Annotated in this window: 13 protein-coding genes; 2 read left to right on the plus strand and 11 right to left on the minus strand. The window is 71.7% G+C overall.

Features of this window, described 5'->3' with window-relative positions:
* Window positions 1-12: 12 nt before the first annotated feature.
* Window positions 13-1044: a LacI family DNA-binding transcriptional regulator gene (locus ACTWJ8_RS35010; protein WP_443261531.1), complete on the minus strand. Its 1032-nt coding sequence runs from the start codon at window positions 1042-1044 to the stop codon at window positions 13-15.
* Window positions 1045-1272: 228 nt separating this feature from the next.
* Between ACTWJ8_RS35010 and ACTWJ8_RS35015 the strand changes: the two genes are divergently transcribed.
* Complete coding sequence (locus tag ACTWJ8_RS35015; RefSeq protein WP_443261532.1) at window positions 1273-2025, plus strand: ANTAR domain-containing protein; 753 nt, start codon at window positions 1273-1275, stop codon at window positions 2023-2025.
* A 13-nt stretch (window positions 2026-2038) separates the two neighbouring features.
* Here the strand turns inward: ACTWJ8_RS35015 and ACTWJ8_RS35020 are convergent, their stop codons facing one another.
* The 4 genes from ACTWJ8_RS35020 to ACTWJ8_RS35035 form a co-directional block, all read right to left on the minus strand.
* Complete coding sequence (locus ACTWJ8_RS35020; protein WP_443261533.1) at window positions 2039-4117, minus strand: phosphocholine-specific phospholipase C; 2079 nt, start codon at window positions 4115-4117, stop codon at window positions 2039-2041.
* Between the two features lie 145 nt (window positions 4118-4262).
* Window positions 4263-4610 carry a YciI family protein gene (locus tag ACTWJ8_RS35025; protein WP_443261534.1) on the minus strand — a complete coding sequence of 116 codons (348 nt, stop codon included), beginning with the start codon at window positions 4608-4610 and terminating at the stop codon, window positions 4263-4265.
* A gap of 55 nt (window positions 4611-4665) precedes the next feature.
* Window positions 4666-5553: a Vgb family protein gene (locus tag ACTWJ8_RS35030; protein ID WP_443261535.1), complete on the minus strand. Its 888-nt coding sequence runs from the start codon at window positions 5551-5553 to the stop codon at window positions 4666-4668.
* Window positions 5550-6233 (minus strand): CatB-related O-acetyltransferase, encoded by a 684-nt coding sequence (locus ACTWJ8_RS35035; RefSeq protein WP_443261536.1) that lies wholly within the window; start codon window positions 6231-6233, stop codon window positions 5550-5552. Before ACTWJ8_RS35035 ends, ACTWJ8_RS35030 begins: the two co-directional genes overlap by 4 nt.
* A 165-nt stretch (window positions 6234-6398) precedes the next feature.
* Between ACTWJ8_RS35035 and ACTWJ8_RS35040 the strand changes: the two genes are divergently transcribed.
* Window positions 6399-7280: a LysR family transcriptional regulator gene (locus tag ACTWJ8_RS35040; RefSeq protein ID WP_443261537.1), complete on the plus strand. Its 882-nt coding sequence runs from the start codon at window positions 6399-6401 to the stop codon at window positions 7278-7280.
* Here the strand turns inward: ACTWJ8_RS35040 and ACTWJ8_RS35045 are convergent.
* From ACTWJ8_RS35045 to ACTWJ8_RS35070, 6 genes are all read right to left on the minus strand, one after another.
* Window positions 7277-8821 (minus strand): GMC family oxidoreductase, encoded by a 1545-nt coding sequence (locus ACTWJ8_RS35045; RefSeq protein ID WP_443261538.1) that lies wholly within the window; start codon window positions 8819-8821, stop codon window positions 7277-7279. The two genes, ACTWJ8_RS35040 and ACTWJ8_RS35045, sit on opposite strands and share 4 nt — an antisense overlap.
* Window positions 8811-10385, minus strand: a complete 1575-nt coding sequence (locus tag ACTWJ8_RS35050) for an APC family permease (protein ID WP_443261539.1) — start codon at window positions 10383-10385, stop codon at window positions 8811-8813. The genes ACTWJ8_RS35045 and ACTWJ8_RS35050 overlap by 11 nt, the downstream gene beginning before the upstream one ends.
* Entirely contained in the window at window positions 10382-11848 is a 1467-nt protein-coding gene (locus tag ACTWJ8_RS35055; RefSeq protein ID WP_443261540.1) for an aldehyde dehydrogenase family protein, read from the minus strand. Before ACTWJ8_RS35055 ends, ACTWJ8_RS35050 begins: the two co-directional genes overlap by 4 nt.
* Window positions 11841-11969, minus strand: a complete 129-nt coding sequence (locus ACTWJ8_RS35060; RefSeq protein ID WP_443261541.1) for a hypothetical protein — start codon at window positions 11967-11969, stop codon at window positions 11841-11843. Before ACTWJ8_RS35060 ends, ACTWJ8_RS35055 begins: the two co-directional genes overlap by 8 nt.
* Window positions 11970-12044: 75 nt before the next feature.
* Window positions 12045-13130 (minus strand): S-(hydroxymethyl)mycothiol dehydrogenase, encoded by a 1086-nt coding sequence (locus ACTWJ8_RS35065; protein ID WP_356373246.1) that lies wholly within the window; start codon window positions 13128-13130, stop codon window positions 12045-12047.
* A gap of 266 nt (window positions 13131-13396) precedes the next feature.
* Window positions 13397-14140, minus strand: coding sequence for an IclR family transcriptional regulator (locus ACTWJ8_RS35070; protein ID WP_356373855.1), 744 nt, complete (start codon window positions 14138-14140; stop codon window positions 13397-13399).
* Window positions 14141-14277: the final 137 nt, after the last annotated feature.

A 14277-nucleotide genomic window follows, 5' to 3' on the forward strand; every position in this document is an offset into this window, starting at 1 on the left:
CGCCCCGGGTGCTCACGCCTCGGCGGGGGCCGCCACCGAAGCGCGCGTGACGACCGGGCACTCCAGGCGCTGCACACGCCCTGCCGCCACCGGCTCGCCGGACTCCACGGCGTCGAGCAGCGTGTCCACGGCCCGCGCGCCCATCGCGTGATGCGGCAGCGCCACCGTCGTGAGGGCCGGGACCAGATGCGCCGCCATCTGGTCCTGGTCGTCGTAGCCCACCACCGAAAGCCGCTCCGGCACCGGGATGCCCAGCCGGGCGGCGGCCAGCAGCACCCCCGTCGCGACACGGTCGTTGGCACACACCACGCCCGTCGGCGGCGTCGCCGTGTCGAGGAGCCGCAGCGCGGCCGCGTACCCCTCGTCGATCTGCCAGCCGACCCGCAGCCGACGCCGCGCGAGCACCTTGACGCCCGCCGCGCGCATCCCGTCCGTGAAGCCGAGCGCGCGGTCGTCCGCCGCGATGTTCCCCTTCGGCCCGCCCACCAGGGCGATGTCCCGGTGCCCCGCCGCGAGCAGCGCCTCCACGGCGCTGCGCCCGCCGGCCCGCTCGTCCGTGACCACGGCCGCGTACGAACCCTCCTTGCCCGGAAGGCAGTTGGCGAGCACGGTGCGCGCCGGGTCCAGCGCCTCGGGAATGTCCTTCGTGCTCAGATCCATCGCCGCGCAGACGATCCCGTCGACGCGGCGCGCCCGCAGCTCGGCGATCGCCTCCGCCTCCGCCGCGCCGTCGCTTCCCGACTCCATGAGCAGGACCTGGTGTCCGCGGGCCCGGGCGGCCTCCATCGCGCCGAGGACCATGCGGCCGGCGAACGGGCTCGTCGCGATCGAGTCGCTGAGCATCCCGATCACTCCGGTGCGGCGTGCGCGCAGCGAGCGGGCCACCTCGTCGGGCCGGTAGCCGAGAGTGTCCGCCGCCTCCTTGATGCGCCGCTGCGTCCGGGCCGACAGGTTCCCCTCGGCGCGCCCGCTGAAGACGAACGACACGGCTGCACGCGAGACGCCGGCGAGCTGGGCGACGTCGCGGGCGGTGGGGCGCTTCACGCGGGGGCTCCTTCGGGCCGGGGCCGGCCCCGGCGCCTCGTCGCGCCGGGCCTGCCGCACAGGTGGGCCTCCAGTGTGCCGGATGCCTGCCCGGCCGTGGGGCGTGGCCGGTGCGGGCGACCATTTCGCTTACGGGCCCCGGTCCTTCGCCCGCGTGCTTGCGGTGTGCTGGGCGCGGGACACAATCTGGAGCGTTCCAGCCGGGGACGTATGGGGGCGAGGCCGGACATGGAAGCGACAGCCTGGGCGCGCGCGGCGATCCTGGCCGAGGTGATGGCGTCGGCGAACAGGGAGCCGGGCGAGGCGCGGGACGTGCTGGGCGCGTGCGCGCACGGCGGCCGCAGGGCCTGCGGGGCGCGCGGCGCGCTCGTGCGCTACACGCCCCACGGCCGGGCGACGGGCCGGGCCGAGGGCACGAGTGCCGCGCTGCGGGCGCTGGCGGAGCAGGCCCTGGCGTGGGGCGAGGGGCCGGGGGACGACGCGGCGACGTCGGGGCGCGAACTCGCGGACGTCGATCTGCGCGCGCCGTCCGCGCGGCGGCGCTGGCCGCGCTGGGCGCCGCGGGCGGCACACCTCGGCTTCGGCAGGGTCAGGGCGCTGCCGCTGGTCGAGCGCGGCCGCCCGGTCGGCGCGCTGGTGTTGTTCGACGCGTCGGACGAGGCGCTGAGCGGCCCGGTCGGGGCCTGGGGCCGTGCGCTGTGCCAGGTGACGGCGCACGCGTTGTCCCTGCAGCGGGAGTTGCGGGAGAGCAGGGCCCTCGTCGCCCTCAGGAACAGGGAGCTGGGCGACAGGATCGTCGTCGAGCAGGCGAAGGGCGTCGTCGCGGGGCGGCACGGCCTCTCGGTCGACGAGGCGTTGGCCCGGTTGCGCGGGCACGCCCGTGCCCACGGGCGCGATCCTGCCGACGTGGCCCGCGACATCGTCACGGGCCTGCTCGACGTCGGCCGACCCGGCGCCCGGCGGGAGGGTTCCCCGCCGTGAGCGCCGGTCCCCGTCAGGTCAGGATCGCCGGGTCGCTCACCCCCACCTGCCCGTTCTCGACGTGGCCCGCGAAGCGGCGCAGATAGGACGTGTCCGCGTCCGATGTCACCGACACGTCGTACCAGCGCTTGCTCGCCCGCAGGTCGACGGTGTGCCGCACCGTCGCTCCGGGCTTGACGGCGAACGTCTCGCTCGCGGAGCCGTAGGCGTTGGTGACCGTGAGGTGGACGGCCGTGTCCGTCGGGTTGGTCATCGTCAGGTTCAGGCCGCCGGTGTCGGCGGCGTGGCGGGCGGTGACCTCGGGGGCCTTGGCCGTGCCGGGGCCGCGGAAGGCGCGCAGGAATCCGTTCGGACCGTGGACCGTCAGGTCGTACGTCCCCTTGGAATACTCGGTGTTCCAGGTGTCGGCGATCTCCTTGCCGGCCTCCGTGGTGTACGTCCAGGGGCCGTCGGTGCGCACCGGGGCCGTCACGTAGAAGTGGGCGCCGGCGTCGGGGCCGCCGGTGAAGGTGAGCTGGTAGCGGCCGTTGGCCGGGTCCGCGGCGCCGTCCACCGCGGGGGCGTAGCGCAGCGGGCGCGCGGGGCGGCTGCCCTTCTCCTGCCGCGGCAGCGTGCCCTGGGCCGGCGGCTTGGGCACGTAGCTGTCGTGGCGCTCGTGGTCCGGCGGCTCGTACGCGTCGGTGTCGGGGAGCTCGGCCGGGTCCGTGTCCTTGAGGGAGAAGTCGAACGCCGAGGTGAGGTCGCCGCAGATGGCGCGCCGCCAGGGCGAGATGTGCGGCTCCTTCACCCCGAAGCGGCGCTCCATGAACCGGATGATCGAGGTGTGGTCGAAGGTCTCGGAGCACACATAGCCGCCCGTCGACCATGGTGACACCACGAGCATCGGGACGCGCTGGCCGAGGCCGTAGACGCCCGCCGCGTACTTCGCGTTGCCGTCGAAGACGTCGAGCGTGGTGTCCACGGTGGAGCGGCCGTCGTCGGCGGAGCGGGGCGGGTACGGCGGCACCACGTGGTCGAAGTAGCCGTCGTTCTCGTCGTACGTGATGAACAGCGCCGTCTTCGCCCAGACCGCCGGGTTCGAGGTCAGCGCGTCGAGGACCTGGGAGATGTACCAGGCGCCGTAGTTCGTCGGGAAGTTGGGGTGCTCGGAGAAGGCCTCGGGCGCCGCGACGTACGACACCTGGGGCAGCTTGTCCGCCTTGACGTCGGCCCGCAGGATGTCGAAGAAGCCGTCGCCAGCCTTGGCGTTCGTGCCGGTGCGGGCCTTGTCGTAGAGCGGGTCGCCGGGCTTGGCGTTGCGGTACTGGTTGAAGTACAGCAGCGAGTTGTCACCGTAGTTGCCGCGGTAGGCGTCGTCGATCCAGCCCCAGCCGCCGTCCGCGTCCAGGCCGTCGCCGATGTCCTGGTACACCTTCCAGGACACCCCGGCCGCCTCGAGCCGCTCGGCGTACGTGGTCCAGTCGTAGCCCGCCTCCTCGTTGCCGAGGACCGGGCCGCCGTCCTTGCCGTCGTTGCCGACGTGCCCGGACAGCATGTAGTAGCGGTTCGGGTCGGTGGCCCCGATGATCGAGCAGTGGTACGCGTCGCACACGGTGAACCGGTCGGCGAGCGCGTAGTGGAACGGGATGTCCTCGCGGGTCAGGTACGCCATGGTGCCCGTGGTCTTGGCGGCGATCCAGTCGTCGTACTTGCCGTCGTTGAAGGCCTTGTGGCCGCCGGCCCAGTCGTGGTTGAGCCCGGCGATGAACTGCATGCCGAGGTTCTCGGCGTCCGGGTGGTACGGCAGTGTCTCCTTGCCGGTGCCGTCCGCCTGGTGCCAGACCGGCTTTCCGCTGGGCAGCGTGACGGGCCGCGGGTCACCGAACCCGCGCACGCCCTTCAGCGCGCCGAAGTAGTGGTCGAAGGACCGGTTCTCCTGCATCAGCACGACGACGTGCTCGACGTCCTCCAGCGTGCCCGACCTGCGGGCCGCGGGGATCGCGGCGGCGCGGTCGATGGAGTCCGTCAGGGCGGCGATGCCGGTCGCGGCCGTGGCGGTGCCGGCGGCCGCGCCGGCGATCTGGAGGAAACGCCGGCGATTCAGTTCTGGCATGGATACAAAGCCTCGTGGGGGAGAAGCGAACAGAAGTCGCCAAAGTGTTCCAAGAGGTCTGGTCCACTGGGAAGGGGGCGTGGTGGCGGAGCGGTAAACCTCTGGCCAATTCGTGCGCCCCGCCGGTCCGATGTGCCCCATTCCGTCAGGCCGATTCGAGCACCGGCCGCAGTTCGAGGGCTTCGGGGGTGGGGAAGCGGCGCGCCAGCTCGACGGCCTCCGCGTGGTCGGCCACGTCCAGCAGGAACCAGCCGCCGAGCGTCTCCTCGCCGCCGTGCACGGGCCCCTCCGCGACCGAGACGGAGCCGTCCGCCGCGGTCCGCACGGACACCGCGCCCCGGGACTCCGTGTCGAGGGCGTCGCCGCCCACCAGCTTGCCCGCGGCGGCCAGTTCGCCGATCCACCCCTCGTACGCCTTGCGGTGGGCGTCGCGGTCGGCCCGGATCCGGGCGCGGGAGGCGTCGGTCTCGAAGATGACGAGGGCGTACTTCATGGTGTTGTCCTCTGCTGTTCGGTGTGTGCCGGGAGGGGAGTTGGGGTGGGTGCGGTCAGGACGGGGCGATGCGGGCCAGCGCGCCCGTCTCCAGCGCCGTCCACAGCGCGCCGTCCGGGCCCACGGTGATGCCGTGCGGCTCGGATGCCGGGGTGGGCAGGTCGTGGAGCGTGATGGCTCCGTCGACGGTGATCGAGCCGACCCGGTTGGCGCCCCACTCGGTGAACCAGGCCCTGCCGTCCGCGTCGGTCGTGACGGCGTGCGGCCGGGCCGAGCGGTCGGGAAGCGGATGCTCGACGATCCGCCCGTCGGGTGTCATGCGGCCGATCTGACCGGCGGCGATCTCGGTGAACCAGACACCGCCGTCGCGGGCCGCGGCGATGCCCACCGGAGCCGCCCCCGCGGTCGGCAGCTCGTGGACCGTGATGCCGCCCTTCAAGTCGACGCGGCCCAGGGCATTGGCCTGATTCATCGTGAACCACACGGCGTCCTCGGTCGCCGCGAGCGCCGAGGGGAAGGCGCCGGTGGTCGGTAGCGGGTACTCGGTGACCGCACCGTCCGTGGTGATCCGGCCGATCCGGTCGGACGCGGTCTCGGTGAACCACAGCGCGCCGTCGGGGCCCGCGGCGATGCCGAACGGGCCGCACTGCGGCGTCGGCAGCGGGAAGGCGCGCACCTCACCGTCCGTGCCGATCCGCCCGATCCGGTGCGCCTGGTACTCGGTGAACCAGAGGGCGTCGTCGGGGCCGACGCAGATCACCGTAGGACCGCAGTCCGGGTCCAGCTGACGCACCGTCGGATCTTCGCCCGGCACGAGCCGCCCGATCCCGCCCCTGTGCACCAGGGTGAACCACAGCGCCCCGTCCGGGCCCGTGGCGACCGCGTACGGGCCGCCCGCGCGGTCCGACACCACGTACTCCTCGACCGTCGGCGTGCCCGTCATGACCGCTCCAGACCCTCGGCCGCGGCGATGTCCGCGATGTCCTGCGGGGAACCGGCCATGATGGCGCGCGCGTTGGCGGTCACCACGTCGACCGGCCAGTCCCACCAGGCCGCGCGCAGCAACTGCTCGACGCCCTTGTCGTCGAAGCGCTGCCTGATCGTGCGGGCCGGGTTCCCGCCCACGATGGTGTAAGGCGGTACGTCCGAGGTGACCACGGCCCCTGCCGCGATCACGGCGCCGTCGCCGATCCGTACGCCCGGCAAGACCGTGGCGCCGTAGCCGAACCACACGTCGTTGCCCACCACCGTGTCGCCGCGGCTCGGCATGCCGGTGACGATGTCGAGCGTCCGCTCGGTCCACTCGCCGCCGAACATGGTGAACGGGAAGGTGGACACGCCCATCGTCGGGTGGTCGGCGCCCGCCATCAGGAACCTCGTGCCCGTGGCGATCGCGCAGTACTTGCCGATGACCAGGCGCTCGGGACCGTACGCGTACAGCACATTGCGCTCGACGAAGTCGGTCGCCCCGTCGGGGTCGTCGTAGTACGTGAAGTCGCCCGCCACGACGTTGGTCCCGATGACCAGCGGCTTGAGGAAGGCGACCCGGTCGTGCCCGGCCACGGGGTGCAGGGTGGCGGGGTCGGGTGTACGTGCTGCGGTGGGGCTGCGGTCGGCTGTCACGCGGGGATCTCTCCTGGGTGGTCTGGTACGGGGCGGTACGCGCCGCCCCCGGCTCGGACCCAGCATGCGCAGCGGAAACCCCGGGAGCAACAGCCGATCTTGCTAGGGTCGTTAACCCACAGGTTCATGATCGGGGTGGGCCGGGGGAGCATCCACGGGGGCGGGATGGAACTGCGTGACATCGAGATCTTTCTGACGCTCGCCGAGGAACTCCACTTCGGCCGCAGCGCCGAACGGCTGAACGTCTCCCCGGCCCGCGTCAGCCAGGCCATCAAGAAGCAGGAACGCCGCATCGGCGCCCTGCTCTTCGAGCGCACCAGCCGGCAGGTCACCCTGACCCCCATCGGCGAGGAGCTGCACCAGCGCCTCAAACCGGCCTACGAGAGCATCCAGACGGCCCTGGCGGAGGTCACGGCCATCGCCCGCAGGCCGCCCGCCGCGCTGACGCTGGGCATGATGGGCGCGCAGATGCACGAGATGCGCGCGGTCCTCGACCTCTTCCGCACCCGGCATCCCGGCGTCGAACTCCGCTTCAAGGAAGTCTTCTTCAGCGACCCCTTCAGCGCCCTGCGGGCGGGCGAGGTCGACGCGGCGGTCACCTGGCTCCCGGTGTGCGAACCGGACCTGACCGTCGGTGTCGTGCTGCGCGAGGAACCGCTGAATCTGATGGTGAACGCGAGCCACCCGCTCGCCCGGCGGGAGTCGGTGAGCCTGGAAGTGCTCGGCGACCACGTGGTCCCCAGCGTGGCGGGACCAGTGCCCGACTACTGGCCGCGGTCCGTGCTGCCGGACCGCACACCGGCGGGACGGCCGGTCCGCAGGGGACCGGCCGTCGCCACGTTCTACGAGGTACTCGCCCTCGTCGCGTCCGGCGAGGTGGTGTGCACCGTCCCCGACGAGGGACGGCGCTACCACGCCCAGCCGGACATCGTCTACCTCCCCCTCCGCGACGCCCCGCCCGTCCAGTGGGGCCTGATCTGGCGCACGGACCGTGCGACCCCACTGGCGCGGGCCCTCGCCGAGACGGCACGGGAGATGGGCGACTAGGAGCGCAGCAGCTCCGCGCACTTCTCGCCGATCATCATCGTCGTGATGCACGGATTGACGGTGACGAGGTCCGGCATCGCCGAGCCGTCGGCGACCCGCAGGCCCTCGACGCCCTTGACGCGCAGCCGGGCGTCCAGCGGAGCCGACCGGTCGTCGTCCGCGCCCATCTTCACCGTGCACGCCGGGTGGTAGACGGTGTTGTGCGTCTTGTGGATGTAGTCCAGGAGCTCGTCGTCCGTGCGCACGTCGGGGCCCGGCGCGAGCTCCGCGCCCTTCCAGCCGCTCAGTGCGGGCTGCGCCGCGATCTCCCGCGCCAGCTTCAGGCCGTACGTCATCACCCGCGCGTCGTGCTCGTGGGTGAAATAGCGCGGGTCCACGCGCGGCTTGTCGCGGAAGTCGCGGGTGCGCAGGCGGACCGTGCCGCGCGATTTGGCGCGCGTCACGTTGGGCGTGAGACAGAAGGCGTTGTCGGTGGTCGGGTAGCCGTGCCGGGCGGTGTTCATGTCGAACGGCACCGAGCCGTAGTGGAACATCAGGTCGGGACGGTCGAGGCCGGGCTCGGTGTCGTAGAAGATGCCCGCCTCCCACCACTGGTTCGACGTGGTGGGCATCGGCTGCTTCGCCTCCCACATGATGACGCCCTCCGGGTGGTCCTGGAGGTTCTCGCCGACGCCCGGCGCGTCCACCAGCACGTCGATCCCGAACTCCCGCAGGTGCGCGGCCGGACCGATGCCCGACAGCATCAGCAGCTTCGGTGTGTCGATCGAGCCACAGGAGACGACCACCTCGCGGCGGGCGCGCACGGCCCGGGTGTGGATCATGTCGGGGTCGAGGTACTCGGCGCCGACACACCGCTTCTGCTCGAACAGCAGCTTCTTGGCGCGCACCCCGGTCCGTACCGTCAGGTTGGGGCGCTTGCCGAGGATCGGGTGCAGATACGCGACCGACGACGACTGGCGGATGTTGTTCTCGTCGGAGTTGATCTGGAACCAGTTCGCGCCCCGGATCACGGTGCGGCCGGTGTTGAACGGCGTCGTCGGGATGCCGGCCTGCGCGCACGCCTCCAGGAGCGCCGTGCCGCACGGGTCGTCGCCCTTGACCGTGCGCAGCTTCACCGGACCGCTGCGGCCGTGGTGGTCGCCGGGCGCGTCGTTGTTCTCCAACTTCCGGTACAGCGGGAAGAGTTCCTCCGCGCTCCAGCCCGCGCAGCCGCCCGCCGCCCAGTCGTCCAGATCCTCGGCCGGGGCCCAGAACGCGATGCACGAGTTGTGGGAGGAGCAGCCGCCGAGCACCTTCGCGCGGGCGTGCCGCATGAAGCTGTTGCCGCTCGACTGCGGCTCGACAGGGTAGTCCCAGTCGTAACCCGACTCCAACAGGCCCATCCACCGGTCGAGTTGGAGCACGTTCGGGTCACCCACGTCGCTCGGGCCGGCCTCCAGGACGCAGACCGACACCGAGGGGTCCTCGGAGAGCCGGGCCGCGACGACATTGCCGGCGGTGCCGCCGCCGACCACCACGTAATCGAAGACGTCAGTGCTCATGTGCGGTGACCTCCAGGGGTGTTGCGGACGGTTCGGACCGTTCGGACTGCTCGGACTGTTCGGCGGCGTGCTCGGACAGGACGCCGGTGCGGTGACGCTGGACGAACCAGTAGTAGGCGAAACCGCCGCCCGCGATGACACCGATGAAGAGGACGGCGCCCCAGCGCAGGTACCAGTGGTGCGGTGCCGCGGCGTTGTAGACGGCCGCGCGCGGCCAGATGAGGTTGAGGGTCATCGCCGCGCCCCACAGCACGGCGATGATGTTGACCGGAAGACCCCAACGGCCCAGCGAGAACTTCCCCTCTCCCGCCGGCTGCCACCTGCCGCGCAGTCGTGCCACCAGCATGGGCACGGTGACCAGCAGATACGCCAGGTAGATCATGATGATGCCGATGCTGGTGACCACGGTGAAGATCTGCGGCTGGCGGATGTTCACCAGCAGGATCGCAAGGGCCAGCACCCCGATGATCACGGCCGGAGCCACCGGTGTCTTGAAGCGCGGGCTCACCCGGGCGAGCAGCGATGCGGCCGGCAGATTGTTGTCGCGTGACATCGCGAACGCGAGCCGGATCGCCGCCGTGTGCACCGCGAGCGCGCACACCGTCACGGCGATGAGCACACACCACAGCATGGCCTTCCCGGCCGTCGGGCCGAGCACGTCGAGGACGACGAACTGGAGCCCGTCCGTGGAGAGCTTGTCGCCCCGCAGCGACGACACACTCATCAGCGCGAGCAGCAGGATGAGCCCGCCGAGCACGAACGACGCCAGGATCGCCCGGATGATGGCACGCGGCGCGTTGCGGGACGGGTCGAGGGACTCCTCGCCGAGCGAGGCCGCCGTGTCGAAGCCGTACATGACGTACGCGGACGCCAGCGAGGCCACCAGGAACGTGCCCAGATACCCGAACGAGCCGTTCCCGCTGTGCGCGGTGTGCGTCACCACCTGCGGGCCGCGCACCACGTGCACCGCGAAGAGCACGATCAGGACGACGGTCGCGAGCAGTTCGAGGAACACCCCCACGGTGTTGATGGTCGCCATCAGCTTCACGCCGAACGCGTTCACCAGTGTCGTGAACAGGATGAGGACCGCGGCCAGCACGACCGCGTTCGTCGCCACGTCGTACGTCCCCGTGCCGTCGCCCACGAACTGGAACACCGAGGAGATCTGCGGCAGCGTCAGCTGGTAGGCGAGGGCCACCGCCGCGATGGACACCACGGACGCGACCAGCATCATCCAGCCGGCGAGCCAGCCGACGTGCCCGTTGCCCACCTTCTTCGCCCAGTTGTAGATCGACCCCGCCACCGGATAGCGGGCCGCCAGCTCGGCGAAGCACAGCGCCACCATGAACTGGCCCGCGAACACCATCGGCCAGGACCACCAGTAGGCCGGGCCACCATGGGCGAAACCGAAGTAGAACAGCTGGAACGTGCCGGTCAGGATGGAGATGTAGCTGATCCCCGCGGCGAAGGTGTGAAAGGTGCCGAGGGTGCGCTTGAGCTCGGGCCGGTAGCCGAACTCGGCGAGCCCGGCGTCGTCGCTGCCTTCCTGTCCGGGCCGCGTCATGCGAACCAGCCCTGGACGGTGGGCGCCGCGGTGCGCCAGATGTGCTTCGTCTCGCGGTACTCGGCGAGCCCCGCGGGCCCCAGTTCGCGGCCGAACCCGGACTGCTTGTAGCCGCCCCACTCGGCTTGCGGGACGTACGGGTGGAAGTCGTTGATCCACACCGTGCCGAGCCGCAGACCGGCCGCGACCCGTTCCGCCTTCGCCGCGTCGCTCGTCCACACGGCGCCCGCGAGCCCGTAGATCGAGTCGTTGGCGAGCCGCACCGCCTGCTCCTCGTCGCGGAACCGCTCGACGGTCAGGACCGGGCCGAAGGACTCGTCCTGGACGACCGACATCCGGCTCGCACACTCGTCGAGGACGGTCGGCAGGTAGTAGAAGCCGTCGTCGTACGCGGGGCCCTCCGGGCGCGCGCCGCCGCAGCGCAGCACCGCCCCCTCCTCGATGCCACGGGCGACGTACGCCTCGACCTTCTCGCGGTGCGCCGCCGAGACCAGCGGCCCGGTCTGCGCCCGCTCGTCGAACGGGCCGCCGAGCCGGATCTCCCGGGCCCGCCGCACCACCTCGTCGACGAACCGGTCGTGCAGCGAATCCTCCACGAGCAGCCGGGTGCCGGCCGAGCACACCTGGCCCGAGTGCACGAACACGGCGGTGAGCGCCATGTCGACGGCGGCGTCGAAGTCCGCGTCGGCGAAAACGATGTTGGGGTTCTTGCCGCCGAGTTCCAGCGCCACCTTCTTCACCGTGCCGGCCGCGGCCGCCATCAGCCGCCGCCCGGTCACGAGCCCGCCGGTGAACGACACCAGGTCCACGTCCGGGTGGTCGGCGAGCGGCGCCCCGGCCTCCGGGCCCGCGCCCAGGACCAGATTGGCGACACCGTCCGGGACACCCGCCTCGGCGAGCAGCCGGACGAGGTGCAGCGCGGTGTGCGGGGTCAGCTCGCTCGGCTTGAGCACGAAGGTGTTTCCGGCGGCGAGCGCCGGTGCCACCTTCCAACTCGTCTGCAGCAGCGGGTAGTTCCACGGAGTGATCAGCGCGCACACGCCGACCGGCTCGTGCACCACCCGGCTCTCCGAGCCCGGCACCCCGTTCTCCACCACGCGGCCCTCGTCGACGGCCGCGAGCCGCCCGTAGTAGCGGAAGCAGGCGATGACGTCGTCGATGTCGTAGCCGCTCTCCACCAGCCGTTTGCCGGTGTCCAGGGACTCCGCGCGGGCCAGCGCGTCCCGGTCGCGGGCGAGCAGGTCGGCGACCCGCAGCAGCAGATCGCCGCGCTCGGCGCCGGTGGTGTGCGGCCACGGCCCTTCGTCGAAGGCGTGCCGTGCGGCGGCGATCGCCTCGACGGTGTCCTTGCCGCCCGCCTCGTCGACGACCGCGACCAGCGATCCGTCGGCGGGGCAGCGGATCTCGCGGGTGCGCTCGTCGCGCGGTGTCGTCCATGTGCCGCCGATGAAGAGATCAGGCACTCTCGGCCCCCAGTTGCTCGATCGGGCAGTGGTGGTTGATGGCGGTGCGGAACGGTCTTCGGCGCGTGCCCCGTGGCGGGGCGCGGAAGGCCTGCGGGACGTTCTCGGGTACGACGGACATGCCCCTCCTGGGACGTGGCGGGGGAGAACGGATGTACCGGGAGGTGTGCGGGAGGAACGGCTCAGGGCGCGGCGGTCACAGGAGGACCACCGAACGCAGCACGTCGCCGCTGCGCATCTTGGCGAAGGCCTTCTCGACCTGATCCAGGGCGATGGTCTCGGTGACGAAGCCGTTCAGATCGAGGAGGCCGTACAGGTGCTGGTCGATGAGGACGGGGAAGTCGCGGCTGGGCAGGCAGTCCCCGTACCAGGACGACTTGAGGGCGCCGCCGCGCGAGAACAGGTCGATCAGCGGGATGTCGACGCTCAGCTCCGGGTCCGGCACCCCGACCTGGACCAGCACGCCCGCGTGGTCCCGCATGTAGAAGGCCTGCTTGTACGTCTCCGGCTGCCCCACCGCGTCGACCGCGATGTCCACGCCGAAGCCGTCCGTCAGGGCGCGCACCGCCTCGACCGGATCCATGCCGCGGGAGTTGACGGTGTGCGTGGCGCCGAACCGCTCGGCCTGCGTGAGCTTCTTGTCGTCGATGTCGACGGCGATGACCTTGCGCGCGCCGTTCAGGCAGGCGCCCGCGATGGCCGCGTTGCCGACGCCGCCGCAGCCGATGACGGCGACGGTGTCACCGCGCTGTACGTTGCCGGTGTTCACCACCGCCCCGTAGCCGGCCATCACACCGCAGCCGATCAGGCCGGCCGCCTCGGGGCGGGCCGTCGGGTCGACCTTCACCGCCTGACCGGCCGCGACCAGCGTCTTCTCCGCGAACGCGCCGATGCCGAGGGCCGGGCTCAGCGGGGTGCCGTCGAGCAGGGTCATGGGCTGCGCCGCGTTGCGCGAGTCGAAGCAGTACCAGGGGCGGCCGCGGCGGCACGAGCGGCAGGTCCCGCAGGGGGCGCGCCAGGCGAGGATCACGTAGTCGCCGGGCACGAGGTCGGTGACACCGTCCCCGACGGCCTCCACCGTGCCCGCGGCCTCGTGGCCGAGCAGGAAGGGGAAATCGTCGCCCACGGCTCCCTCCCGGTAGTGCAGGTCCGTGTGGCAGACCCCGCACGCCTGCACCGTGACCAGGACTTCGCCAGGTCCGGGATCGGGCACGACGATCGTCTGCACCTCGACGGGGGCACCCTTCTTCAGGGCGACGACGGCGCGGACTTCATGTGGCACGGCCCAACTCCTCTGTGGTGACTGCGCAGTGGGCGCCCCGTCATCGCGTGTTGCGTATCGCAGGATGCGATGCGCGATGAGAGACGACGGGAGTCATACTGGGAAGGACAGCAAGACGCCGTCAAGGGGCGGGAGTTAAGCATCTGCAAATCGGCCGACGGGCTCGAAACCTCCGCGACACACGAGAACGCGGAGCCGGTGGCTTCTCCGACTCCGCGTCCGATCGACGGGCCCGTTGGTGGACCCTTTCGTGGGCCCATCGGGGATCAGAAACCGTGCCCCATGCGTCGCGATAGGTCGACGGCGGCGGCGACGGTGGACTTGGCGAGCTCCGGCAGATGTTCGGGCGTCATCCGGAAGACGGGTCCCGACACACTGATCGCGCCGATCACCTTCCCGTCGTGTGCGCGCACCGGCGCCGACACCGCCGCGAGCCCCAGCTCCAACTCCTCGACGGCGATGGCGTACCCCCGCTCCACCACCTGTTCCAGCTCGGTGCGCAGCGCCGCCGTACGCACGGTGGTGTGCTCGGTGAACCGGGGGAGGGTGCGGGCCAGCAGGCCCTCGCGGACCACCGGTGTGAGGTGCGCGAACAGCACCTTTCCGCTGGAGGTGGCGTGCAGGGGTGTGCGCCTGCCCAGCCAGTTCTGCGCCGTCACGGCGGCGGCGCCGCGTGCCTGCATCACGTTGACCGCCATGTCCTCGTCCAGGATGGCGATGTTCACGGTCTCGCCCAGCTCGTCCGCGAGATCGCGGCAGACGGGCGCGCCCTCCTGCGAGATGTCCAGGCGCACCGCGGCGGCGCCCGCGAGGCGCAGCATGCCCGCCGCGAGGAAGTACTTGCCGCGGTCCTTGGCCTGGCCGACCAGGCCCCGGTTCTCCAGGACGCCGAGCAGCCGGAAGGCCGTGGACTTGTGCACCCCCAGGTCGTCGGCGATCTCGGTGACGCCGGCCTCGCCGTGCCGCGCCAGGATCTCCAGGACGCTCACCGCCCGGTCGACGGACTGCACCGAACTGGCTGGTCCCTTGGCCGGCTTCTCCGAACCGGCCGTGCTCGTCGCCTCCGGCGTACTCGTCGCTCCCGGTCCCCTCTGCGGTTGCTTGCGGGTCATAGCTCAACTCCCTTGCGGCCCGTTGCCCGACCGCA

Source organism: Streptomyces sp. SDT5-1, from assembly GCF_052245995.1.
Taxonomy (GTDB): Bacteria; Actinomycetota; Actinomycetes; order Streptomycetales; family Streptomycetaceae; genus Streptomyces.